This is a genomic window from Saccharibacillus sp. CPCC 101409 (assembly GCF_030518235.1).
In the GTDB taxonomy this organism is placed as follows: Bacteria; Bacillota; Bacilli; order Paenibacillales; family Paenibacillaceae; genus Saccharibacillus.
In genome coordinates this window covers 25,647-47,750 of record NZ_JAULSA010000006.1, presented here as the reverse complement: position 1 = coordinate 47,750, position 22,104 = coordinate 25,647, and the positions used below count along the sequence as shown (strand labels likewise).

General features: G+C 58.0%; 18 protein-coding genes. 6 read left to right on the top strand and 12 right to left on the bottom strand.

Annotated features, from left to right (window positions below; genetic code table 11):
• Nucleotides 1–17: 17 nt before the first annotated feature.
• The 5 genes from QWJ34_RS14550 to QWJ34_RS14530 form a co-directional block, all read right to left on the bottom strand.
• Entirely contained in the window at nucleotides 18–911 is an 894-nt protein-coding gene (locus QWJ34_RS14550) for a carbohydrate ABC transporter permease (protein WP_302728871.1), read from the bottom strand.
• A gap of 22 nt (nucleotides 912–933) precedes the next feature.
• Nucleotides 934–1,890 (bottom strand): ABC transporter permease, encoded by a 957-nt coding sequence (locus QWJ34_RS14545; RefSeq protein ID WP_302728869.1) that lies wholly within the window; start codon nucleotides 1,888–1,890, stop codon nucleotides 934–936.
• Between the two features lie 69 nt (nucleotides 1,891–1,959).
• Nucleotides 1,960–2,901, bottom strand: a complete 942-nt coding sequence (locus QWJ34_RS14540) for an AraC family transcriptional regulator (protein ID WP_302728868.1) — start codon at nucleotides 2,899–2,901, stop codon at nucleotides 1,960–1,962.
• 1,469 nt (nucleotides 2,902–4,370) lie between these two features.
• Complete coding sequence (locus QWJ34_RS14535; RefSeq protein ID WP_302729271.1) at nucleotides 4,371–5,072, bottom strand: DUF2225 domain-containing protein; 702 nt, start codon at nucleotides 5,070–5,072, stop codon at nucleotides 4,371–4,373.
• A gap of 90 nt (nucleotides 5,073–5,162) precedes the next feature.
• Complete coding sequence (locus tag QWJ34_RS14530) at nucleotides 5,163–5,540, bottom strand: globin domain-containing protein (RefSeq protein ID WP_302728866.1); 378 nt, start codon at nucleotides 5,538–5,540, stop codon at nucleotides 5,163–5,165.
• Nucleotides 5,541–6,137: 597 nt separating this feature from the next.
• Between QWJ34_RS14530 and QWJ34_RS14525 the strand changes: the two genes are divergently transcribed.
• Nucleotides 6,138–6,938 carry an NAD kinase gene (locus tag QWJ34_RS14525; RefSeq protein ID WP_302728864.1) on the top strand — a complete coding sequence of 267 codons (801 nt, stop codon included), beginning with the start codon at nucleotides 6,138–6,140 and terminating at the stop codon, nucleotides 6,936–6,938.
• A 148-nt stretch (nucleotides 6,939–7,086) separates the two neighbouring features.
• Here the strand turns inward: QWJ34_RS14525 and QWJ34_RS14520 are convergent, their stop codons facing one another.
• Both QWJ34_RS14520 and QWJ34_RS14515 read right to left on the bottom strand, forming a co-directional pair.
• Complete coding sequence (locus tag QWJ34_RS14520; RefSeq protein ID WP_302728862.1) at nucleotides 7,087–7,896, bottom strand: YutD-like domain-containing protein; 810 nt, start codon at nucleotides 7,894–7,896, stop codon at nucleotides 7,087–7,089.
• Between the two features lie 189 nt (nucleotides 7,897–8,085).
• Nucleotides 8,086–8,943 carry a helix-turn-helix transcriptional regulator gene (locus tag QWJ34_RS14515; RefSeq protein WP_302728861.1) on the bottom strand — a complete coding sequence of 286 codons (858 nt, stop codon included), beginning with the start codon at nucleotides 8,941–8,943 and terminating at the stop codon, nucleotides 8,086–8,088.
• A gap of 104 nt (nucleotides 8,944–9,047) precedes the next feature.
• Here QWJ34_RS14515 and QWJ34_RS14510 point away from each other — a divergent pair, with 104 nt between their 5' ends.
• The 5 genes from QWJ34_RS14510 to QWJ34_RS14490 all read left to right on the top strand — a co-directional run bounded on the left by QWJ34_RS14510 (nucleotide 9,048) and on the right by QWJ34_RS14490 (nucleotide 14,227).
• Nucleotides 9,048–10,118, top strand: coding sequence for a Gfo/Idh/MocA family protein (locus QWJ34_RS14510; protein ID WP_302728859.1), 1,071 nt, complete (start codon nucleotides 9,048–9,050; stop codon nucleotides 10,116–10,118).
• A gap of 2 nt (nucleotides 10,119–10,120) precedes the next feature.
• On the top strand, nucleotides 10,121–11,035 hold the full coding sequence (locus QWJ34_RS14505) for a sugar phosphate isomerase/epimerase family protein (protein ID WP_302728857.1): 915 nt from the start codon (nucleotides 10,121–10,123) through the stop codon (nucleotides 11,033–11,035).
• 72 nt (nucleotides 11,036–11,107) lie between these two features.
• Nucleotides 11,108–11,989, top strand: coding sequence for a sugar phosphate isomerase/epimerase family protein (locus tag QWJ34_RS14500; RefSeq protein ID WP_302728855.1), 882 nt, complete (start codon nucleotides 11,108–11,110; stop codon nucleotides 11,987–11,989).
• Nucleotides 11,990–12,212: 223 nt separating this feature from the next.
• Nucleotides 12,213–13,079, top strand: a complete 867-nt coding sequence (locus QWJ34_RS14495) for a helix-turn-helix transcriptional regulator (RefSeq protein ID WP_302728853.1) — start codon at nucleotides 12,213–12,215, stop codon at nucleotides 13,077–13,079.
• A gap of 128 nt (nucleotides 13,080–13,207) precedes the next feature.
• Entirely contained in the window at nucleotides 13,208–14,227 is a 1,020-nt protein-coding gene (locus QWJ34_RS14490; RefSeq protein ID WP_302728852.1) for an ABC transporter substrate-binding protein, read from the top strand.
• A 134-nt stretch (nucleotides 14,228–14,361) separates the two neighbouring features.
• On the opposite strand, the gene QWJ34_RS14485 is transcribed toward QWJ34_RS14490, so the two are convergent.
• The 5 genes from QWJ34_RS14485 to QWJ34_RS14465 all read right to left on the bottom strand — a co-directional run bounded on the left by QWJ34_RS14485 (nucleotide 14,362) and on the right by QWJ34_RS14465 (nucleotide 21,857).
• Nucleotides 14,362–15,150 (bottom strand): TrmH family RNA methyltransferase, encoded by a 789-nt coding sequence (locus QWJ34_RS14485; RefSeq protein WP_302728850.1) that lies wholly within the window; start codon nucleotides 15,148–15,150, stop codon nucleotides 14,362–14,364.
• A 660-nt stretch (nucleotides 15,151–15,810) separates the two neighbouring features.
• Nucleotides 15,811–16,485, bottom strand: a complete 675-nt coding sequence (locus tag QWJ34_RS14480; RefSeq protein WP_302728849.1) for a potassium channel family protein — start codon at nucleotides 16,483–16,485, stop codon at nucleotides 15,811–15,813.
• 24 nt (nucleotides 16,486–16,509) lie between these two features.
• Complete coding sequence (locus QWJ34_RS14475; RefSeq protein ID WP_302728847.1) at nucleotides 16,510–18,093, bottom strand: peptide chain release factor 3; 1,584 nt, start codon at nucleotides 18,091–18,093, stop codon at nucleotides 16,510–16,512.
• 166 nt (nucleotides 18,094–18,259) lie between these two features.
• Nucleotides 18,260–19,816 (bottom strand): glucose-6-phosphate dehydrogenase, encoded by a 1,557-nt coding sequence (zwf, locus tag QWJ34_RS14470; RefSeq protein WP_302728845.1) that lies wholly within the window; start codon nucleotides 19,814–19,816, stop codon nucleotides 18,260–18,262.
• A gap of 274 nt (nucleotides 19,817–20,090) precedes the next feature.
• A complete protein-coding gene (locus tag QWJ34_RS14465) occupies nucleotides 20,091–21,857 on the bottom strand; it encodes a sugar-binding protein (RefSeq protein ID WP_302728844.1) in 1,767 nt (588 codons plus the stop codon).
• Nucleotides 21,858–22,104 lie beyond the last annotated feature (247 nt).

The following is a 22,104-nucleotide window of genomic DNA, read 5'->3' as shown; positions in this document are numbered from 1 at the left end:
CCCTGCCCCCTTGTCGTCTATTCTTTCAGCGAACCGACCAGTACACCTTTGACGAAATATTTTTGCAGAAACGGATACACGCACAAAATCGGAATCGTCGCTACCATCATCGTGGCCATGGACAGCGATTTGGTCGTCACGGCTTTCATTCGTCCCATCCGGCCCTGCGCCGCGGCGTCCAGTTGGGCCATCTGCTCGCTCATGATATTCGAATTCAGAATCTGCTGAAGCTTGGTCTGAATCGGGAGCAGATCGGCGTTGCTGATATAGATACTGGGCGTAAACCAGTCGTTCCAGTGGTAAACGGACGTGAATAAAGATAACGTGGCGATCACGGGACCCGACAAAGGCAGCACGACCCGGAAAAGCACGCCCCAGTTGGTGCAGCCGTCGATCCGGGCCGATTCCTCCAGCCCCGCCGGTATACTTTTGAAAAAGGTCCGGAAAATGATCATGTTCCATACGCTGATGATGCCGGGAATCACCATGACCCAGAAGGTGTTGAACAGGTCGAGCGAGCGGATCAGCAGGAATGTCGGAATCAGCCCGCCGCTGAAATACATGGTAACGATGCAGAACACCATATAGGATTTGCGGCCGATCAGCTCGGTTTTGCTCATGCCGTAAGCGAAGATCGCCGTGGCGCCGATCGAGACGAAGGTGCCGACGAGCGTGCGCAGCACCGAGATCAGGAATCCGTTAATCAGGCGGCTGTCCCCGAACACGACCCGGTAATTCTCCAGCGTAAAGTGCCGGGGCCAGAATGTGATGCCGCCGCGCATAGTGTCCGTGCCGTTGTTGAAAGAGATCACCGCCGCGTTCCAGAACGGGTAAAACGAGATGAAAGCCATGACGGCCAGCAGCGCGTACACGACCGCCAGCAGCGTCCGGTCTCCGGCCGAAGATTTCACGGTGACGCATCTCCTTTCGTGTTTACCATAAACTGTTGCCGGAACGGCGAGCCGCGTAATTCGCGCCTACCAGCAGCAGGACGCCGAGCAGCGATTTGAACAATCCCGCGGCGGTCGCGTACGAGTAACGGCTGTTCTGAATCCCGACCCGGTATACATATGTATCCAGCACATCGCCCACATCCCGCAGAACGGGGTTCGAGCCGAGCAGCAGAATATCTTCGAATCCGGCGCTGAGGAGATTGCCGATATCCAGAATCAGGAACACGATAATGACGGGCATAATGGCGGGCAGCGTGATGAAAAAGATCTGTCTCAACTTGCCCGCTCCGTCCATCGCCGCCGCTTCGTGCATATGCGGATCGACTCCGGCAATCGCCGCCAGATAGACGATGGAAGCGAAGCCGATTTCTTTCCAAACGCCCGTCGTCACCAGAATCGTCCAGAAGTACTGCGGCAGAGCCAGGAAATTGATCGGTTCTTTAACCAGATGCACATTCTGCAGCAGCATGTTGACGCTCCCGTTCTCCGTGGACAGCATGGACATCACGAAGCCGGCGACGATGACCCAGGATAGAAAGTGCGGCAGGTAGCTGATCGTTTGCACCGTGCGTTTGAACAGCGGATTGCGCACCTCGTTCAGCAGCAGCGCCAGAATAATCGGAGCGGGAAAGCCGATAAGCAGCTTCAGCAGACTGATCACGATCGTATTGCGGATCACGTTCCAGAACTCCGGCGCATTGAAAAACATCTCGAAATGCTTGAAGCCGACCCAGGGACTGGCGGAAAATCCTTTGAACAAACTGTAATCCTGGAACGCCATCAGCACTCCGTACATCGGAATATAGCTGAATACCAGAATAAACAGCAGCGGCGGCAGCACCATCAACTGCAGATCCCACTGCTTCCGGAAACGTTTCAGCAGCGACGGTCGGTCTTTTTTCTTCTCGGCCAATCCGGTATGCGCGGGATTTTGCATATAGCCTCCCCTTCCCTTGCGGATGTGTAAGTAGCCGTTACTTGTAAAGTAATATTTCCTGACTCTATCTTACTTCCCGTTTTCCCCGCTTTCTCCGACAAAATGCTCATAAACCGGTACCATCTTACTGCATCGGCAGTTGGCCCGGCTGCGGATATGGCGCGGTTCCGTGCCGATATGGCGTTTGAACAGCCGGTTGAAGTTGGACAGCGTGCGAAAGCCGCATTCCATCGCGATATCGAGAATCTTGAGATCGGAGGTTTCCAGCAGATGGTACGCGTTCTCCAGCCGAACCTGGATCAGGTACATCAGCGGAGACGCCCCGACCGCGCGGCGAAACACATCGCTGAAGCGCGAAGGACTGAGGTAGGCGAGCGCGGCGAGTTCTTCCAGCGTCCACGGGTAGGCGTAGCGTTGTTCCATGGCAAGGATCACGAGGCGGATTTTGTCGAGCTGGGCGGAAGAAACGGTGTCTTTGCTTTGCCGGACGTTCTCCTGGCGAAAATGACGGTTGACCCGAACGAAAAATTGCAGCAGGTAGGAGTACACGACGGAAACGTAAGAGGGCCGCGCGGCTTCGTGCTCTTCCTGGATGTCCAGGAGCAGAGCGCGCAGCGCGGGAATTTGCGGATGATTGCGGTCGAGCACGGGGGTGAAATAAACGCCCATTTCTTTGAAAGGGTTCAACACATCGGGATCGGAGCGCAGATTGCCCATAAACCAGGCGGCGTCGAACGTCATGACCTGCATGACCAGCCCGTCCGTTTCGTAAGCGCAGTGCAGCGCCCCCGAGCCGATCAGCGCGATATCGCCCGGCTGAAAATCGTACCGCACCCCGTTGATGATGTAATAGCCGGTACCCGATTTGATCATGTTGATCTCCAGCGCGTCGTGCGCGTGCAGCCTTTGATACTGCGACGTAACCCCGATGGTGTCCGACAGATGAATCGGATATTCCCTCGGAAAAACGACCTTTTCCTTCAGTCTGTCATGATTACGGATGATGTCCATCATAATCCCCCGTTCCATAGAATCGCTGATTGTTGCAGGTTTTCAAAGTAAGTTCCTGTATCTTACTGCTTTTCTCTGAAAATTTCTTCATAATTATTTTCGGACATTTTCAGCCCAATTATCCACCCCATATTAGGATAGCGCTACCACGGCGTCAATATAGATTACATAGAGGAGCGAAGCCTCTGCTCTGCGACTGGGGTTCCGCTGAGTTTGATTGACGTGCTGAGAAAGTTTGGGGGAACGCGAGGAGGGGGCGCCGGGAGGTTCCGCTTCGATCGCGTGTTGAAATCGGGAAGCTGGGATGAGATTAAGATGGAGGCTTCCCGATTTCAAAGGCGAACGTTCCACTTCTCCACGGAACCTCCCTCTGCCCCTGGCGCTTTTCCAGGGGGAACTTTCTCAACGCCTCAAAGCCTCTGCGGGCACTTCCGCAGAGGCTTCTTGTTGGGGGAGGGCAGGGCCAGAGCGAAGAGAGCGAAGGTGGGAGCGAGGGTGGGAGAGGCGAAGCGCCTTTGGGGAAGGCGGTTTCTTCGTAACGGCTTTTTCGTAACGGCTTTTCGTTATAGCGCCTCTCTACGAAAAGAAGACATGCTCCGTAAATAAGGAGCATGTCTTTTCGCAGGAACACTTAGATCATATGACAATAGCGAATTCCAAATAACTCGGATCCTAAACAGCTCGAATCCCAAATAACTGCCTCTATACACTTATTTCCCGCAAATCGGCGCTTTTCAGCCAATTAACTGCGTGTATACAACTAAATCGTCGTTTTCTCTCTTCCATCCCGCTTTTTTCGCAAAATAATTGTACCTGAGCAGTTATTTCGAAATAAATCACCCAGCGGCATCAAATAACTGCACCTGCACAGTTATTTGCACATCCATCCCGGATCCGACGCATGCGCATATCGCATTCCGCCTTCGAACGCCCAATCCCGGCTGTTCGCCTCGCCCTTTTCCCTAAGGGTTATCCCCGGCCAGGTCGTATCCGCTCTTCTTTCCCCAAGGACGCAGCCCGACACTGGGCAACTCGTCCTTCCTGCCCCAAGGACGCAGCCCGACACTGGGCAACTCGTCCTTCCTGCCCCAAGGACGCAGCCCGGCACCGGGCGCCTCGTCCTTCCTGCTCCCTAGGACGCAGCCCCGAAGCCGGGGCGCCCGTCCTTCCTTCACCGGCTTTTGCTCTTAAAACAGCCGGCGAGGCACGCGGCGGCCTGCCCTCCCGCCGCCTCTCCCTCCGGAGGAGAGGCGGCAGTCGGAGCGCCGAAGCAGCGGAGGGGCGGTGAGAGTCCGAGACCGTGAAGCGGAAGCGAACATCGCCTTTGAAGCCCGGCTTCCAACCTTCCTGTTCCCATCCAAAAGGAAGCCGGGCTGAGACAGCGATCGAGGGCCTCACCGCCCCGCAGCGGCCGCCCAAGCGCAACCTCCCCTCCCAGCACGCTCCCCGAATTCCCAGCTCCCCCGCCGTCAAGACTGCTGCATCTCCTCCGGCAGCTCCATCTTGCGCGCCAACATATCCTCGCGCAGCGTCGCCCACTGCTCCCGCGACGCGCGGATCATCGCCGCGTCCATAATCCGCTGATCGTGAATGACGCGCGAGAACCAGCGGACCGCTTCGTTGAATTCGTCCAGCCGCCGGCAGAGCTCGCCGATCAGGTACATCAGCCGCGCGTCGCTCGGGCCCGCGTTTTCCGTCTCGTATACGCGCACATAAGAATCCCGCGCGTAGCCGATAAAGCGCCGCTCCTGCTCTTCGTTCTTGCCGTAGCGGTACAGCCACGCGATATGATGCAGCAGGCTGGCGATGATCCGCTCTTTGTCGCGCACGACCTGCGCGCAGATCAGGGCCAGTTTGTACGTATCGAGCGCGTCTTCGAGCGAGCGCTTGCCGCCGTAATCTTTCTTTTTCGACGCCGCGCCGACTTTCTCTTCGAACGCTTTGCGCTGGGGATCGCTCAGCTTGGCCGCCGAGTTCTCCGTCGACGCGAATCCGCAGTGCGGACATACCCGCACGACGTAGAAGTCCGGGTTCTCGTTTTTGTAATACGCGCAAAAATCCGCATCCCGACGCACCGCGTGCTTAAAGCTGGGTCTGACCCTGCTCGTCTGAAACGTTTTCTCGCAGCAGACGCATGCCGTCGTGATTTGAAATAACGGATCGATCTCCACCATCATGCAAGCCTTCTTTCCTGTCTCTAATGCCGTTCGTCCGTTTCGAAAGCGCCGCCGGAGCCTTCCGGCTTCGATTCCCGCTTCCGCTTACGGGGTATTAACAAAATGATAAGCCGGTCCCGACAGTCTCGCAATCACGAACTCCCGCAGTTCGTCGTCCACGCCGTTCTCCCGCAAAGCCGCGTTCATGCAGCCCAGCCAGGCGTCGGCGCGTTCGCGCGTCACGGGAAAAGGCATATGCCTCGCCCGCATCATCGGATGGCCGTGCAGATCGGAATACAGCGACGGTCCGCCGAAGAATTGGGTCAGGAATTGATGCTGCCGTTCTATCACGGGCGTAATATCCTCGGGAAAGAGCGGGGCCAGAAGAGGCTCCTGCACCACTTTGCCGTAAAAAGTTTCGATAATCCTGCGCAGTCCGGCCGATTCGCCCAGCTGCTCGTACAGGGTTTGTCCGGAATTCATAAGATTACCCGCTTTCCATTGTCTTTTTGGTCGAGCTCGACAAGCGGCAGTTCCATTTCCACCGTCCGCCTGCTTGTATTATAGCAAACCCCGGGCCGTTGCAGACCGGTCTTTATGCGCAGGTTTGCGGGAAAAAGCAAAAAGACGCGGAGCCCCAAGGCCCCGCGTCCAAACGCCGGCCGCATCCGTCCCCCGGAAACGCGCGCCGACGCTCAATACCGAAAAATCAATACCCGCTCCATTCTTCTTCTCGGGACGGGTCCTGAGAAACGCGGATCACATAGACAAAAGCGCATACCATAATAGCCGTTACGATACTCATTCGACCACTCCGTCCGTATCGAATTTAAGGACAACCTGCCGACATCCTGTAAATGTAATCCGCCAAAAGGCCGGAAAAGAGTTTGGTTTTTTTATTCTACCACACATCCGCGAAAAATAAAGCGATTCTGCAACCGTTTACAATCTAATTCGGCACTTGTTCGACAAAAAAAGTTTTCCGCGCCTCGAACCTGCGGTCATGTTAGAATGGAGCTTACAGGAACCGGCAGGACCGCCGGCCGCAACGCCAAACTCCGAGCAAAGGAGCGTTCACCGTTGAAATATTATGTACTGGACCGCGGCGACCAGCTGTCGATCGACCTGACCCAGCAGTTCCACAAACTCGCCGCCGAAAAAGGCTTCGAGCTCGATTCCGAGTCGCCGGAAATCGTTGTGTCGATCGGCGGCGACGGCACCATGCTGCACGCTTTCCATTCGTTTATCGACCGGATTCCGGATATCGCTTTCGTCGGCGTGCATACGGGCCATCTGGGCTTTTACGCGGACTGGAAAGCCGAAGACCTGCCCGAGCTGATCGAGTTTATGGCGGGCGAAGGCGAGGGCGGACTGGGACCGAAGATCGTCAAGTATCCGCTGCTCGAACTGGAGCTGGAACGCAAATCCGGCACCTCCATCCATACCGTGCTGAACGAATTCGCCATCAAAGGCGCCGAAGCGACGATGGTCGTGCAGATCGATATCAACGACGAGATCTTCGAGATGTTCCGCGGCGACGGGATCTGCGTCTCCACGCCTTCGGGCAGCACCGCTTACAACCGGGGTCTCGGCGGCGCGATCATGCACCCTTCGCTGGAGGCGCTGCAGATCGCCGAGATCGCTTCGATCAACAACCGCGTGTTCCGGACGCTCGGCTCGCCGCTGGTGCTTCCCAAGCATCACCACTGCGATATTTACTCGCGCAAAGAGCAGCGGCTGCTGCTGACGATGGACCACCGCTACCTGGCGATCGACGATCTGGTATCCGTGCGCTGCCGTGTATCGAGCCAGAAAGTCAGCTTCGCCCGCTACCGTCCGTTTCCGTTCTGGAACCGGGTGCGCGAAGCGTTCCTGGGCTGAACGCTCGCCGTTTCGCTTTTTTCGCGGCTTGGGTTTCTTCGCGTCTTCGCCTTTGCAGTCTCGACTTCAATTCCATCGGAACGCACAAAAGCGGCTCGCTTGAGCCGCTTTTCGTTTGCCCGCTATAAGATTGTCCGGCCCGGATAGATTATTTCGCGCTTTCCTGGTCCGGCCGTTCGTTCGGTCCGGAGTTTGGGCCGGGATTCGGTCCCGGATTTGTTCCCGGGTTCGTCCGGGAAGCCGGGTTCGCGTTCGGAGCGGACTGGGCCTGCCCCGCCGCGCCGTCGCGATGTTCGCGCCGCGTTCCCGGACGGGAGTCGCCGCCGCGGTCTTCGCGTTTGCGGTTTTTCTGCTCGCCTCCGCCGGACGATTTCGCATGCTCGCGTCCCTGCGATTCGCCGCGGTTCGGCCGATCGCGATGATTCTGCTTTTTGCCCGAATGGCCGTGCGGCTTGTCTTTCGATTCGCGCGGTTCGCGTTCGGCATTCTCCTGGGCGCGCGCGCCTTTGGAGTCCCCGCCGCGGCCGCCGCGGTAATCTTTGCGCTCTCTCGGCCCGCGATGCTCGCGAACTTCCTTGGCCGCTTCGCGCCCTTCCTGCGGTTCGCGTCCGTCTTTCGCCGGTTCTTTGATCTCGCCGAGATCCGGATACTGCGCCGCTTCGGCGATATCCTTGCTGTCCTTCAGGTCTTTGACCTTGTGGAGCACGAAGTACGCACAGCCGAAATTGCAGTGCTCCGTGATATAGTCGGTCGTAAACGAAAACTGGGATTCTTTCGCCACCTTGGGCTGCCCGTCGCGGTACATGCCTTTGAGCCGCAGCTGATTGTAGCCCCAGTCCCCGACGATGTAATCGTAACGCTCCAGAATCTCGCTGTACCGGCTGCGAAACGCTTCCGCGTTCCAGCCGTTCTTGTGATTGATCATGACTTCGTAGACTTTACCGCCGATTTGAAACAACAAATTCCCCTCCCCTGCCGAAACGATAGCTGTCGCGATTCTCTATATGGTCCTGGCCTTTACGATAAAAATTTTACAAATAACGGATATCAAAAAGTTTAAAGCTAAACCTATTATAACGGCGGAAGTCGAAAAAACCAATACGGTCTTGTGGATAAGTTTGTTTCAACCTGCACGGCTGCGGCGCGGTTACGGCCCGATCCGGCTGCGGTACTCCCTCGGCGACACTCCCGTAATGCGTTTGAATACCCGCGAAAAGTAAAACATGTCTTTGTACCCGAGCCGCTCCCCGATTTCTTTGACGCTCATGTCGGTATTCAGCAGGATATTGCGCGCTTCCGCCGCCCGCAGGCGATGCACGAATTCGTTGAACGGATACCCCGTGTAATCGTGCACGATCCGCCTGAGCGTCGAGACCGATATATGATGCCGCGCCGCCATGTCCGAGACGGTCGGCGGCAGATGCAGCACGGACTGGATATCTTCGACCACCAGCTGCGCGAAATGTTCCCGCCCCGCTTCCCGTCCGGTTCCGCCGGCGGCAAGCTCGTACAGAAACTCCTCCAGACGCAGCGCCGCCCGATCGAGATTGTCCGGCGTCCCGCTGTCGATCAGCCGCAGCATATTTTCCATCCGCTGAAGCAGCAGTTCGCCCACCGGCAGCTCGTACACCCGTCCGTGCGCAGGCAGCCAGTCGCGCCGCCATTCTTCGAGCCTGACGCCCGCCGCCGTAAAGTAATACTCGTCCCAGTGCGCGCCGGCGTCCGGCCCGTAATCGAATATCGCGCCCGGATACAGAAAAAACCACGAGCCCGCGCTTACCCGCTGAACTTCTCCTCCGTCGACCCGGTAATAGCCCCGTCCGCCTGTAATCAGCACAAGCGCCCAGTGACGAAACGACGCCCCGTCCCGACGCAGCGTCCGCCCCGGCAGATGCCCCGCGTTGACGACCGTCAGCGACTTGATGCGCAGACGGGCGGGATCGACCGAGGGAGTCAGAACGCGAATCGGCACTTTGCTGATCGTATAGTCCATATACTGGGGCATCCTGTACATTCTCTCCTTTTGTACGCTGTGCTAAATTAGACGTATCGCACAACCTTTATATGAACAAATATAACATATGGATAACGGGAAGGATGAATTTGAACATGGAAAAAGTACGTATCGGCCTGATCGGCTGCGGCTCCATCTCCGATTCGCATTTGCAGGCTTACGCGGCCAATCCGCAGGCGGAGCTGGTCGCCGTTTGCGACCTGAACGCGGACCGCGCCCGGCAGACGGCGGAGAAATACGGCGTTCCCGGCGTTTACGGCGATTACCGCGAGCTGCTGGCCGACCCGGATATCGACGCCGTCAGTATCTGTACCTGGAACAACTCGCATGCCGAGATCAGCATCGAAGCGCTGCGCGCCGGCAAGAACGTGCTGTGCGAGAAGCCGCTGTGCAAAACGGTGGACGAAGCGCTTCGCGTACAGCAGGCGGTCCTGGAAAGCGGCAAGCAGCTCCAGGTCGGTTACGTTCGCCGCCACGCCGCCAATATCGACGTGCTCAAGCGCTTTATCGATGCCGGCGACCTGGGCGAGCTGTATTACGCCAAAGCCAGCCTGATCCGGCGTCTCGGCAATCCGGGCGGCTGGTTCGCGGACGTCGAGCGCTCCGGCGGAGGACCGCTGATCGATATCGGCGTGCACGTGATCGACCTGTGCTGGTACCTGATGGGCAAACCCAGAGTCGTTTCCGTCAGCGGCAATACGTATCGCAAGCTCGGCAACCGTTCGCATATCGAAAACTACGATCATTACAAAGCGGCGGATTTCGATCCGTCCGTCAACACGGTCGAAGACATGGCGAACGCGCTGATCCGGTTCGAGAATGGCGCTTCCCTGATGGTGGACGTCAGCTTTACGCTGCACGCCCGCAAAGATTCGGCGCAGATCGCCGTATTCGGCGAGCGCGGCGGAGCCGAGATCGAACCGGCGCTGGCGATTTCCGCGGAACGGCACAACACCATCCTCAACCTCGATCCGCAGCTGACTACGCCGGGCTTCGACTTTGTGGACAGTTTTAAACGGGAAATCGATCATTTCGTCCGGCTCTGCCAGGGCAGCGGGGAAAATATGTGCCCGGTCGAAGACGGCGTGGAAATGATCCGCATCCTGAACGCGGTATACCGTTCGGCGGCGGAAGGCCGCGAAATTCGTCTGGACGAGGAGGAATAAACATGACCGCAAACCATGATTCCACGCTTAAACTGACCAACAAAATAGGCGTCATCGTCGACAGTTTCGGCATCGGCGTCGCGGAAGGCCTCAAGAAAGCCAAAGAAGTCGGCGCGGACGGCGTGCAGATCTATGCCGTGTCCGGCGAAATGGACCCGGCCGTCCTGACGGGCGCCAAGCGCCGCGAGCTGCGCAGCACGATCGAAGGACTCGGCCTGGAAATCTCCGCGCTGTGCGGCGACCTGGCGGGCCACGGCTTCCAGGACGCTTCCGTCAACGCGGAGAAGATCGAGAAATCCAAGCGGATTCTGGATCTGGCGCTGGAACTCGGCACGAATATCGTCACCACGCATATCGGCATCGTGCCGGAAGACCGCAGCGGCCCGATTTACGAAGCGATGCACCGGGCGTGCATGGAGCTGAGCCGGTATGCGAGCAGCCTGGACGCCTATTTTGCGATCGAGACCGGACCGGAACCGGCCGCGCATCTCAAAAGCTTCCTCGATACGCTCGGCGGCAAAGGGGTATCCGTCAATTTCGACCCGGCCAATATGGTCATGGTCACCGGCGACGATCCGGTGCAGGGGGTGTACACGCTGAAAGATTATATCGTGCACACGCATGTCAAAGACGGCCGGCGCCTGCGCATCGTCGATCCCAAACAGGTGTACGGCTATCTCGGCTACAATAAGATGGACCACGCCGCGATCGCCGATATGGCGGCCGGCGGCGAGGAAGCCGACTTTATCGAGCTGCCGCCGGGCGAAGGCGACGTGGACTTCGACGCGTATTTCCGCGCGCTGCGGGAGATCGGCTACACCGGCTATCTGACGATCGAGCGCGAAGTCGGAAGCGATCCGTCCGCCGATATCGCCGGAGCGGTGCGTTTTATCGAAAAATATCGCGGCTTGAATTAAACGCGGGATATCGAATATCGCCGGAGATCGGACGTTACAGCCTTACATCACTCGAATAGGAGCTGCTGAATCATGAAGCTTGGCATCAGTTCGTACAGCCTGTATCAGGCCATGCACCAGGGACGAATGAATATCGAGGAAGCGCTGGACTGGGCGGCGGAGCTCGGCGCCGATCATATCGAGATCGTGCCGGGACTCGGCTTCGGTTTCGACGAAGATCCGGGACTCGAAGAACGGCTTGCGCGCAGAGCGCAGGAACGGTCGCTTATCCTCTCGAACTACGCGATCGGCGCGAACTTTATTACCGACAGCGAAGAAGCGTACGAAGCCGAGATCGCGCGGGTGATCTCGGAAGTCGATCGCGCGGCCCGCCTGGGCATCAAACTGATGCGCCACGACGTCGCTTCGCGGCCGGATACTTCCATTCACCGCTTCAACGAAGACCTGGATAAGATCGCTGCGGCGTGCCGGCGGATCGCCGATCACGCCGCTGGACGCGGCATCACGACCAGCGTCGAGAACCACGGCTACTACGTCCAGGCGAGCGACCGGGTGCAGACCCTTGTCCGCGCGGTGGACCGCCCCAACTTCCGCACCACGCTGGATGTCGGCAACTTCGTCTGCGTCGACGAGAATCCGGCAACCGCCGTCGCCAACAATCTGCCCATCGCTTCGATGGTGCATATCAAAGACTTCTATATCCGCCCCGCCCGCCGCAATCCCGGCGAAGGCTGGTTCCGCAGCGCGGGCGGCAGCTATCTGCGCGGCGCGATCGCCGGCCAGGGCGATCTCGATCTGTACGAGATCGTCGGCCTGGTCAAAAGCTCCGGTTACGACGGATTCCTGTCGATCGAATACGAAGGCATGGAAGACTGCTTGCAGGGCACGCGGATCGCGTTCGACAACGTACGGCGGATCTGGGACGAAGCGCCGGCTGCAAGCCCGGCGCGTTAAGCCAGCCGGACATCCGGGCTGCCGGCAGCCCGTATCGCCGAGCGCGCGGCGGCAGCGAAGCGAATATCGCAGCCGCCGCCCGATCGAATCCGCTCGGCCGCGCAGCGCGCCGAATCACGGCCTTTTTCCGAATCCTTATCGGACCGGAAAAAGGCCGTTTAATTTGCGCGGATACGCCGTTCGTTATAAGCTGAGCATAAATCCCACCACAAAGGAGCTTCGCATGTCCCGAACCTACGAAGTGCTTGCGGACTATTTTGCGGCTATGCCCCTGCAGCTTTTCGGCGCTTACCGAACGCGGATGGACGGCGGCCGACATTATGACGGGCATCGCCGCAGACCGACGGAACACTGCGCGGTCATCGTCGCCCTCGAAGGCGAAGCCGTATTCGCTTTCGACGAAACCGAACGATACTCCCTGTCGCCGGGCCGCGTACTGATCGGCGGAGCCGGCAGAAGACTCGAAGTCTCGACCGGAACGGAAGGTTTCCGCTATTTCCTGTGCCATTATTCGCCGATCGGCGGCGAAGACCTGCCGCAGTATCGCGAGCCCCGGCGCGTCTCCGTGCTCGACATCTCGCTCGATCCCGGACTGCTGGAGCTGATCGAGCGTCTGCTGGACGCTTCGTCGGCACCGAACGCGATGGACCGCTTGAATCGGCGCACGCTGTTTTACCGACTGATCGCGGACATTTTGCAATCGGAACGCCATCTGCGGAATCCGGACAGCTACCGCATGGCGGAAGACGCGATCGCTTATATTCAGGCCCATTTTAACCGGCCGCTTACGCTCGCCCAGCTTGCCGGACGCTACGACATGAAGCCCAAATACTTTTCTTATCTGTTCGCCAAGTATACCGGTACCGGCCCGATCGATTACCTGATCCGCTATCGTATGAATAAAGCGCATGAATGGCTGCTGACCAAGCAGTTCTCCGTCGCGGCCGTAGCCGCGGGCGTCGGGTATTCCGACCCTTATTACTTCAGCCGCCTGTTCAAAAAGTACAAAGGAGTCGCGCCCAGCCAGGTCGATTTCGACCGTCCGCCTATCTTTCCCGCCGACGGACCGCCCGCTTCGTTCCCCGATTGAAGCCGCGGAAGAAATTGTCCATCATTCGCCGGGAATTTCTTCATTCTCAAACATGCGGGATGGTGATACGATCATTCCTGTAATTGAGAATCATAATCATTTATGAATGAAGAAAGAAGGTACCGGTCATGATCCGTCGATTTCGCTCCACGCCCGCTGTATGGGCGAGCCTGCTTCTTATCCTGCTGCTGAGCGCATGCTCCGGCACTCCCGCGCCGGCTTCCGGGACCGAGGCCGATTCCGCCCCGCCGGCCGAGTCCTCGGATACGACAACCGAAGCCGCGGCATTCCCGCGCACCGTCGAAGCCGCCAACGGCAGCGTCGTGGTCGAACGCAAACCGGAGCGAGTCGCCGTTGTGCACTGGGGCTGCGTCGATTCGATCCTGCTGTTCGATCTGCCTTCGCTGGGCCTGACCCTTCCGTTTACGCAGAGCGATTCTTCGCTCGGCTCCGACACGTACAAGCCTTACATCGATCGTGTGGACGAGCTCGCGATCGTCGGAGAGAATACGACCGTCAATCTCGAAGCGCTGCTCGCCTACAAGCCCGACCTGATTATCGCCGGCAGTGCGATCAACGCCGAACAGCTGGAACAAATTGAGAAGATCGCGACAACCGTCGTCCTGGACGAAAACCAAACCGACGTTTGGACCGACTGGCCGTCCGTGGTGACGAAGTTCGGCGAGATCCTCGGCCAGGAAGAAATCGCGCGGCAGTTTATCGGCAGCTATCAATCCAGGCTGGCCGAAGCCCGAGCGCAGCTTGCGGATACCGCCGGCAGCGCCGCATTCCTCCAGGTGCGCGCCGATACGGCATGGCTGGGCGGCACGAAGACGCTGACGCCTTACTACGACAAAGGACTCGGCCTGACCCCGCTGGACGATCCCGCCGCCGCCGACGGCAGCGAATTGTCGCTCGAAGGCCTGGCGAAGCTCGATCCCGACTACCTTTTTCTCGGCTACTTCAATTACGACAACCCGGACGCCGCTTCCGTTACCGACGAGTGGGAGAAGACCGAAGTCTGGAAAAGCCTGCAAGCTGTCAAAGAAAACCGCGTCTATCCGCTCAACGGAATCCTGGCGATGGGCTACGGCCCTCTCGGCCATCTGTACGGAATCGAAGCCGTGACGGACGCGCTGACCAGGTAACACGCCTGCGTCCTTTTTTCAAAAAGTCCGGACTGCGCTCTTGCGCAAAAAGAAAAACAAGACCCGGACGTGTCGTCCGGGTCTTTCGTTATATCGAGACAGCGCCGCCGAAATAAATCCGCTGTTCGCTTGCGCTACATCCGCCGCTGCCGCACCGCTTCGAACAGCAGCACCGAAGCGGCCATCGCCACGTTCAGCGATTCCGCGCGGCCCGGCATCGGGATGATGATCGACTCGTCGACGAAAGCCGAGGCCTCCGGCGAGACGCCGCTCGCTTCACTGCCGAACAGCAGCCAGGTCGCGCCGCGATAATCCGCTTCGTAGCAGTCGCGTTCCGCCTGGAGGCTCGTGCTGACGATCTTGGCCGACGCTTCGCGCGCCTGCGGCAGAATATCGGTCAGCACCGCTTCGACGATCGGCAGATGGAACAGCGAGCCCATCGTCGAACGCACGGTCTTCGGATTGTAAATATCCGCGCTGCCCCGGCCGACGATCACGCCGGCCGCGCCGGCCGCGTCGGCGGCGCGGATAATCGTGCCGACATTGCCGGGGTCCTGCACGCCGTCGAGCACCGCGACGAGCGCATTCGGCGTGCGCAGGATGTCCGCCAGCTTCGCGGCCGGCTTGCGCACCACCGCGAACACCGGCTGCGGCGTGCGCGCTTCGGTGCATTTGGCGACGATTGCCGCCGATACGGCGATCCATTCCGCCGCCCCTCCGCGCGCGTCTTCCGCCAGCTCGCCCGGCACGCCGAGCTCCACGTTATACGCGACGCACTCCACATCCGCGTCCGACCGCAGCGCTTCCTGCACCAGATGAATGCCTTCCACGATAAACTTCCCCCGGCGATCTCGCTGCTTTTTCTCCAGCAGCCCCGCCCATTCCTTGACCCGGGCGTTCGCCGTCGATTCGATATGCGGCATCTCCAATTCCTCCGCTTCTAAAAAATATTAAGGTATCGCAGAAGCGATACCTTCAGGCTGTCGAGAAAGCCGGGTAGGGTTCCAAACGGAAAATAGCGGCACAGGTACACTTATTTGGGGCGAAATCCTTTGATTTCTCCAAATAGCGACGCAGGTGCAGCTATTCGGGGACCAAAGGCCGAATCGAAGCGCAAAAGCTCGAAATAGATGTATGAGTGCAGTTATTTGCTCGAAAACGTAAGATAAAGCCGGAATAAGGGCCTATACGCAGCTATTTGGATTCTTCTTGCCGCTGGCTTTATTTCTCCAGCCCTTTCCCGACCTTTCCTTCCAATCGAACCGCCTAAATTAGGTTTACATCCAATCGTTTCTCGACAATCTGAAGGTATCGCAGAAGCGATACCTTCAGATTTTTATTTTTCTCTTACCTACCTAAAGGTTAGAAAGCCCTGTTGTACTCTGAAGCGATAAGCGGAGGGAGAAATTCAGTGTAGGAGCGTCAGCGTTCGCCTTTGCAATCGAGAAAATACCAATTCAAAGTATAATATGTTTTCCCGATTGCAACACGCGACCTCAAGCCTTTCGAAGAAAGGCACATCGGAAGCATACGCGAACGAATTTCTCCCGCAGCCCTCAAGCTTCTTTTCCAAACAGGACTTTCTAGCCGTGCTTTTCGAACGCCAGCTCCAACCTCACCAGATCGTCCCGCTCGCCGACGATGACGAGAATATCGCCTTCCCACAGCCGTTCCTGCGGACTCGGCGAAATATTCATCTTCTCGTTTCTGCGCACCGCGATCACGTTGCAGCCGTACTTCTGCCGCAAATTCAGCTCGATCAGATTGCGCCCGACCATGCGCGCGGGCACCAGCATCTCGAAAATGCTGTAATCGCCGGACAGCTCGATATAATCGAGCACATTCGGCGAAATCAGATTATGCGCGAGCCGCAGCCCCATATCCCGCTCGGGAAAAATGACCTTGTCCGCGCCGATCTTGCTCAGCACTTTGCCGTGCAGATCGTTCTGGGCTTTGGCGATAATAAGCCCCGTGCTCATCTCTTTCAGGATCAGCGTCGTCAGGATGCTGGCCTGGATATCCTGCCCGATCGCCACGACCACAACGTCGAAATTGCGGATGCCGAGCGCCCGCAGCGCTTCTTCGTCGGTCGAATCCGCCGATACGGCGTGCGTGACCAGACTGGAGATCTCCTGCGTGCGCTCTTCGCTGGCGTCGATCGCCAGCACGTCGAAGCCCATCTGGCTCAACGCTTTGGCGACGCTCGATCCGAAGCGCCCCATTCCGATGACCGCGTACTGCTTTTTGCCCTTGCCCATGCTTAACTCAGGCCTCCTTCGGAATCAGGGCGCCATTTCCAGGAACTGAGCGTCCGGGTTTTTGTCGATCGCGGTACGCATCGCGTACTCGTTCTCGAACAGCGCGACGTAATTGCCTTTCTTGTCCTGCACCAGCGTCGAGTTGATCCGGAACTTGGACGGATCGATCTGCGGCGCTACGATCCAGCGCGCGAACTGGAACGACTGGCGCTGAAGCTGCACATCGACGCCGTACTCGTTTTTCATCCGGTACTCGAACACTTCGAATTGGAGCTGCCCGACCACGCCGAGAATCGTATCGTCGAAGCTGACCGTACGGAATACCTGGATCGTGCCTTCCTCCGTCAGCTGGTCGATGCCTTTTTGATACTGCTTGTGCTTGAGCGCGTTCTTGACCGTCACCTTGGCGAAGATCTCCGGCGAGAACGTCGGCAGTTCTTCAAATTCGAAGTTCTGGCCTTCCACCAGCGAGTCCCCGATCCGGAAAATACCCGGGTCGAACAAACCGATAATATCGCCGGCGTAGGCCGTCTCGACGATATCGCGGTCCTGGGCCAGAAACTGCTGCGGCTGCGCCAGTTTGATGTCTTTGCCGACCCGGACGTGCTTGACGCTCATGCCGCGGTCGAATTTGCCCGACACGATGCGCAGAAACGCGATGCGGTCGCGGTGCGCCGGGTTCATGTTGGCCTGGATCTTGAATACGTATCCGCTGAACTTCTCGCGCACAGGCTCGATTTCGCCTTCCGTGCTGCGGCGCGGCGCCGGCTTCGGCGCGAGTTCCAGGAAGTTTTCCAGGAAAGTCTGCAGACCGAAGTTGTTGATCGCGCTGCCGAAAAAGACCGGGGTCAGCTCGCCGCGTTTTACTTTTTCGTAGTCGAACTGGTCGCCCGCCACGTCCAGCAGCTCAAGCTCCTCGGCCAGCTGGTCCGCGTGATAGTCGCCCGCCATCTCCCGGATGACCGGGTCGCGGTAGTCTTCGACTTTCTGGACTTTGATCTGCGAGTGGTCGTCGCCCTGGAACAGCTCGACCTGATTCTTCATCCGGTCGTAGATCCCGTTCAGTTCGCGGCCCATGCCGATCGGCCAGTTCATCGGAACCGAGCGGATGCCCAGCACCTGTTCCAGTTCTTCCATCAGGTCGAACGGGCTGCGGCCTTCGCGGTCCAGCTTGTTGATAAAGGTAAAGATCGGAATGCCGCGCTTCGCACAGACCTGGAACAGTTTGATCGTCTGCGCTTCGACGCCTTTCGCCACATCGATCAGCATGACCGCGCTGTCGGCCGCCGTCAGCGTCCGGTATGTGTCTTCACTGAAATCCTGGTGACCCGGGGTGTCCAGAATATTGATGCGGTGTCCGTTGTAATCGAACTGCATCACCGACGACGTCACGGAGATCCCCCGCTGCTTCTCGATTTCCATCCAGTCGCTCGTCGCGTGCTTGCTGGCTTTACGGGCTTTGACCGTTCCGGCCAGACGAATAGCGCCGCCGAAGAGCAGCAGCTTCTCCGTCAGCGTGGTTTTCCCGGCATCCGGGTGGGATATAATTGCAAAAGTTCTGCGTTTCTCGACTTCTTCGCGCAAAACTTTGTCACTCACTTGGCTCATGTTCACGTTCCCCTCTGCAATCGTGCGTTCATCCCTACATTGTACCATAATTTGTGCGTGCACAAGAGAAGAATCTGCATGAAAAAAGCGCGAAAAAAGCCGCCGCGCTGCCGGATGTTCCGGCCGCGCGGCGGCTTGCATGCTCGAATCGCTGCAAAGACCGGGATTAGCTGCTCGAAGCCGCTACCCAGATCACATTGTCTTCTTCCTGACCGTTAACCGGCCACCAGTGGAAGCCGTCGCGGTCGAGCAGCTCGTGCGCCGCGTCCGGTCCCCAGCTTCCCGCCGGATACTCGCTGACGTCGGCCGGATTTTCTTTCCAGGCCGCGTCGATCTTGTCGATAAACGACCAGGCCGAAGCCACTTCGTCCCAGCGCGTGAAGTACGTCGAATCGCCTTTGGCCGCGTCGTGGATCAGGCGCTCGTACGCTTCCGGCGAGTTGATGCCGACCAGACAGCTCTGACAGAACTCCATCGCCACCTGGGCGATCTCGGATTCCGAGCCCGGCTTCTTCGCGTTGATCTTAAAGTAGATGCCTTCCAGCGGATTGACGCGAATGACCAGCAGGTTCGGCTGCAGGTCGTGCTTCTGTCCGAGGTAGATATTGCCCGGCATCTGCTTGAATTCGATCACCACTTCGGTCGTCTTCACCGGCAGGCGCTTGCCTGTGCGGATATAGAACGGCACGCCGGCCCAGCGGAAGTTGTCGACGAATACGCGGGCCGCGAAGAACGTTTCCGTGGTCGAATTCGGATCGACTTTGTCTTCTTCGCGGTAGCCCGGCAGGTCTTTGCCTTTGCTCTGTCCGGCGACGTATTGGCCGCGCACGACGTTCGCTTTCACTTCGGCCGAATCGGCGAAGTGGTGCAGCGAGCGCAGCACTTTGACTTTCTCGTCGCGGATGTCTTCCGCGAGCAGACGGCTCGGCGGTTCCATGGCGATCATGGTAAGCAGCTGGAGAATATGGTTCTGGCCCATATCGCGCAACGCGCCCGCATGGTCGTAATAGCCGCCGCGCTCTTCGACGCCGACCGTCTCGCCCAGCGTAATCTGCACGTTGGCGATATATTTGTTGTTCCAGAGCGATTCGAAGAACATGTTCGAGAACCGGATGGTCTCGATATTCTGCACCATCTCTTTGCCGAGATAGTGGTCGATGCGGTAGATCTCGTCTTCCTGGAAGACCTGTCCGAGTTCTTCGTTCAGCTTCTCGGCCGATTGGAGATCGTAGCCGAACGGCTTTTCGATCACCAGGCGATGCCAGCCTTCGCTATCCAGCATGCCGCCTTCGCGCAGGTTCAGCGAAACGCTGCCGAACAGTTCCGGCGCGAGCGCCAGATAAAAGAGACGGTTGCCCAGAATCGAGAATTTCGACTCGATCGCTTCCGTCTGTTCTTTGAGTTCCTGGAATCCCGCGACATTGTTGATATCGAGCGATTTATATTCGAAGTGTTCCGCGAAAGTATTCCACTTCTCCTGATCGGAAGATTTGTACCGTCCGAATTCCTGGATCGAGCGAAATACGTCGTCGCGAAACTCTTCGTTGGTACGAGGTCGCCGAGCGACGCCGACTACGGCAAAGTCCTCCGCCAGCTTCCCTTCCCGGTACAAGCTGTAGATGGCCGGGAACAACTTGCGACGGGCCAGGTCTCCGGTAGCCCCGAAGATAAAAAAGACCGCGCCCGGTGCTTTCAATGCTTCAAGATTTTGATTGTCCGCCATAGCTCCCCATTCTTCCTCTTATAGTATAGTTTTTTATAAAATGTCTGCCTCTCCACTCCCGCGCAAGCGCGGAAACCAAACAAATGTGATGCTGTCGCATCGACATGTGCTGTTATTCTACCATATCCCTCAAATTGATGCTATCGCATCGATATCAGTTCTGCTGATGCGCGATGAAGATTTCATTAATATTTGGGTACAGCAAACAGACCGGCCGCGTTCGGCCGATCCGTTTGTTTTCATAGCCGTCTTTCCGTCCGGGACATTCTTTTCCTCAATCTCCCAGCACGATCTCCCCGTAAACGCGCGTATCGGCCCAGTACGGCAGGTTTTTGTCGATCCAGCTCAGGTACGTATCTCGCTTGCCGTCTCCGTTCGCGTCGTCGTTGGCGCTGGCGTTGAATCCGATCACGTCTCCGGCTTTCGGCGTCAGCGCGACATACGGAACGGCGAACTCCGCCGTATACGTCCCGTCCCCGCGGACGACCGCGCTGCGAACTTTGGACAGATTGAAACCCTGCACGACCGAAGAAATTTTATTGTTCAGATCGACGCGCAGCTGATAATCGCCCGTTGTGCGCGTCCCGTTCTTCGCGTTCAGCTCGTCCGTCCACACTTCGACGGAATCGTTGTGCTCTTCCGAAGCCAGCGCATACGGCGTGCGGTCGGTCATTTCGAACAGATAGTACAGCGCGCTGTCGTCCCATGCCACTCTCACCGTGCCGGTCGTTCCGTTGGCGTCGACGTTCAGCTTGAGCGGCGTCGCGTTCAGCCAGACGTCGTCGACCGCCCCGTCGATAAACGGCGTGCCGCGCGCGGCCGTATAAGCGTCCGTTCCTCCGTTGTCTTCCGGCGCGGAATTCGGCAGATCGCTCGTTACCCGGGCTTTCGACGAGTTATAGAAGACCGATCCGCCCGGCTGGACGACGGCGTTCTGCGCGAATCTCAGCGTCCCGACTACCGTTTTCAAAATATAAATGCCGTGCACCGCCGGACGCAGGATCTGATTCTGCTCGAACGATGCGTTGACGATGCTCGCCGAACCGAGAATCAGGATGCCGCTGTCGGCCGAATCCTTGATCGTATTCTGCGCAAACTGCGCATTGACGATGCTCGGCTCTTTGTACGTCGCCTGCACGCGGATACCGCCTTTTTCCGGGATGGAAGGGTTGAGGCTGTCCCGGGCGACGGTGTTGCGGACGACTTTCAGATTGGTCACGGCATACGTTTTGTAGCTGCCTTCCGAAGCGATAAAGATTCCGGCTCCGCCCGTGTCGGCAATGCGGTTGTCTTCGATCTGGACGTTCATCCCGCCCGACACCGTGATTCCCCGCGCATGTCCGCCCGACATGTCGTTGCCGGAGATCTTCACATTTTTCACCCAGTCGCCGTTCTTCTCGTAAGAAACGACCGCGATCATATCGTCTCCCGTGCTGCGCAGCGTATTATTCTCCACCCGGATATTCGCCGATACGCCCGTGATATGAATCCCGTCGGCCAGCGTATCGCGGATCGTATTGCCGGTAATCGTCCCGTTGACTCCGTAAGCGATAATGCCCGCCGAGGAGCCGCCTTCGATAATCGTGTCTTTGACGGAATAATTCGACGCGCCGTCCGTCACATGCACGCGCGCCGACACCGAGCTCGACAGCCGCGCGGACACCGGAATCGTCGTCAGCTTGACGCGGCTGAGATCCGAACCGCTTCCGCCGAGCTGGACCGCCTGCCGCTGCGCATTGGTGCTTTTCAGCACGGATACTTCGCCTTCGCCGGTCAGATCGACCCCGTCGAGCACGATCGCATCGCTGTATAAAAAAGTTCCCGGCGGCACATAAACGCTTTTGCCCGCCGCTTTCGCCGCCGCGGCCGCCTGCCGGATCGCCGGCAGGTCGTCGTTGGCGTCGTTCGGGACAGCTCCGTAATCGGTAATGGAAACGTATTTCGAGGAAACGACTCCTGCCGCCTGCGCGGAAGAAAAGGGAACCGGCAGAACCAGTATGGAAGCTGTCAACACATAAGCAAGCATCTTCTTCGCGGTCATCAAACAACCTCCCCTTATTTTTTTTGAAAATGATCCGATCCGTAACGCTTGGAATCCGAACCCCTTCCTGCATCTTTTAAGCCTTTCTTTCCCCGGCCCTATCCCCCCTTTCCCGCACTCCAATATAAAGCGCTTTCAAATTATAATCCCTTTCGCTCCCTAAGAAGCGAAATCGCATAATCCGTTAGCCGGTAAATTTTTGAATACCGGCTCCTTTCCGCCCCAAAACCCGAAACGGACCGGCCGT

What these genes read in the sequence shown, in the direction of transcription:
- QWJ34_RS14465 (WP_302728844.1), bottom strand. Translation starts at nt 21,857, where the DNA reads ATGACCGCGAAGAAGATGCTTGCTTATGTGTTGACAGCTTCCATACTG.
- QWJ34_RS14475 (WP_302728847.1), bottom strand. Translation starts at nt 18,093, where the DNA reads ATGAGCCAAGTGAGTGACAAAGTTTTGCGCGAAGAAGTCGAGAAACGC.
- QWJ34_RS14500 (WP_302728855.1), top strand. Translation starts at nt 11,108, where the DNA reads ATGAAGCTTGGCATCAGTTCGTACAGCCTGTATCAGGCCATGCACCAG.
- QWJ34_RS14540 (WP_302728868.1), bottom strand. Translation starts at nt 2,901, where the DNA reads ATGGACATCATCCGTAATCATGACAGACTGAAGGAAAAGGTCGTTTTT.
- QWJ34_RS14485 (WP_302728850.1), bottom strand. Translation starts at nt 15,150, where the DNA reads ATGCCGCATATCGAATCGACGGCGAACGCCCGGGTCAAGGAATGGGCG.
- QWJ34_RS14505 (WP_302728857.1), top strand. Translation starts at nt 10,121, where the DNA reads ATGACCGCAAACCATGATTCCACGCTTAAACTGACCAACAAAATAGGC.
- QWJ34_RS14480 (WP_302728849.1), bottom strand. Translation starts at nt 16,485, where the DNA reads ATGGGCAAGGGCAAAAAGCAGTACGCGGTCATCGGAATGGGGCGCTTC.
- QWJ34_RS14515 (WP_302728861.1), bottom strand. Translation starts at nt 8,943, where the DNA reads ATGCCCCAGTATATGGACTATACGATCAGCAAAGTGCCGATTCGCGTT.
- QWJ34_RS14495 (WP_302728853.1), top strand. Translation starts at nt 12,213, where the DNA reads ATGTCCCGAACCTACGAAGTGCTTGCGGACTATTTTGCGGCTATGCCC.
- QWJ34_RS14510 (WP_302728859.1), top strand. Translation starts at nt 9,048, where the DNA reads ATGGAAAAAGTACGTATCGGCCTGATCGGCTGCGGCTCCATCTCCGAT.
- zwf (WP_302728845.1), bottom strand. Translation starts at nt 19,816, where the DNA reads ATGGCGGACAATCAAAATCTTGAAGCATTGAAAGCACCGGGCGCGGTC.
- QWJ34_RS14530 (WP_302728866.1), bottom strand. Translation starts at nt 5,540, where the DNA reads ATGAATTCCGGACAAACCCTGTACGAGCAGCTGGGCGAATCGGCCGGA.
- QWJ34_RS14545 (WP_302728869.1), bottom strand. Translation starts at nt 1,890, where the DNA reads ATGCAAAATCCCGCGCATACCGGATTGGCCGAGAAGAAAAAAGACCGA.
- QWJ34_RS14490 (WP_302728852.1), top strand. Translation starts at nt 13,208, where the DNA reads ATGATCCGTCGATTTCGCTCCACGCCCGCTGTATGGGCGAGCCTGCTT.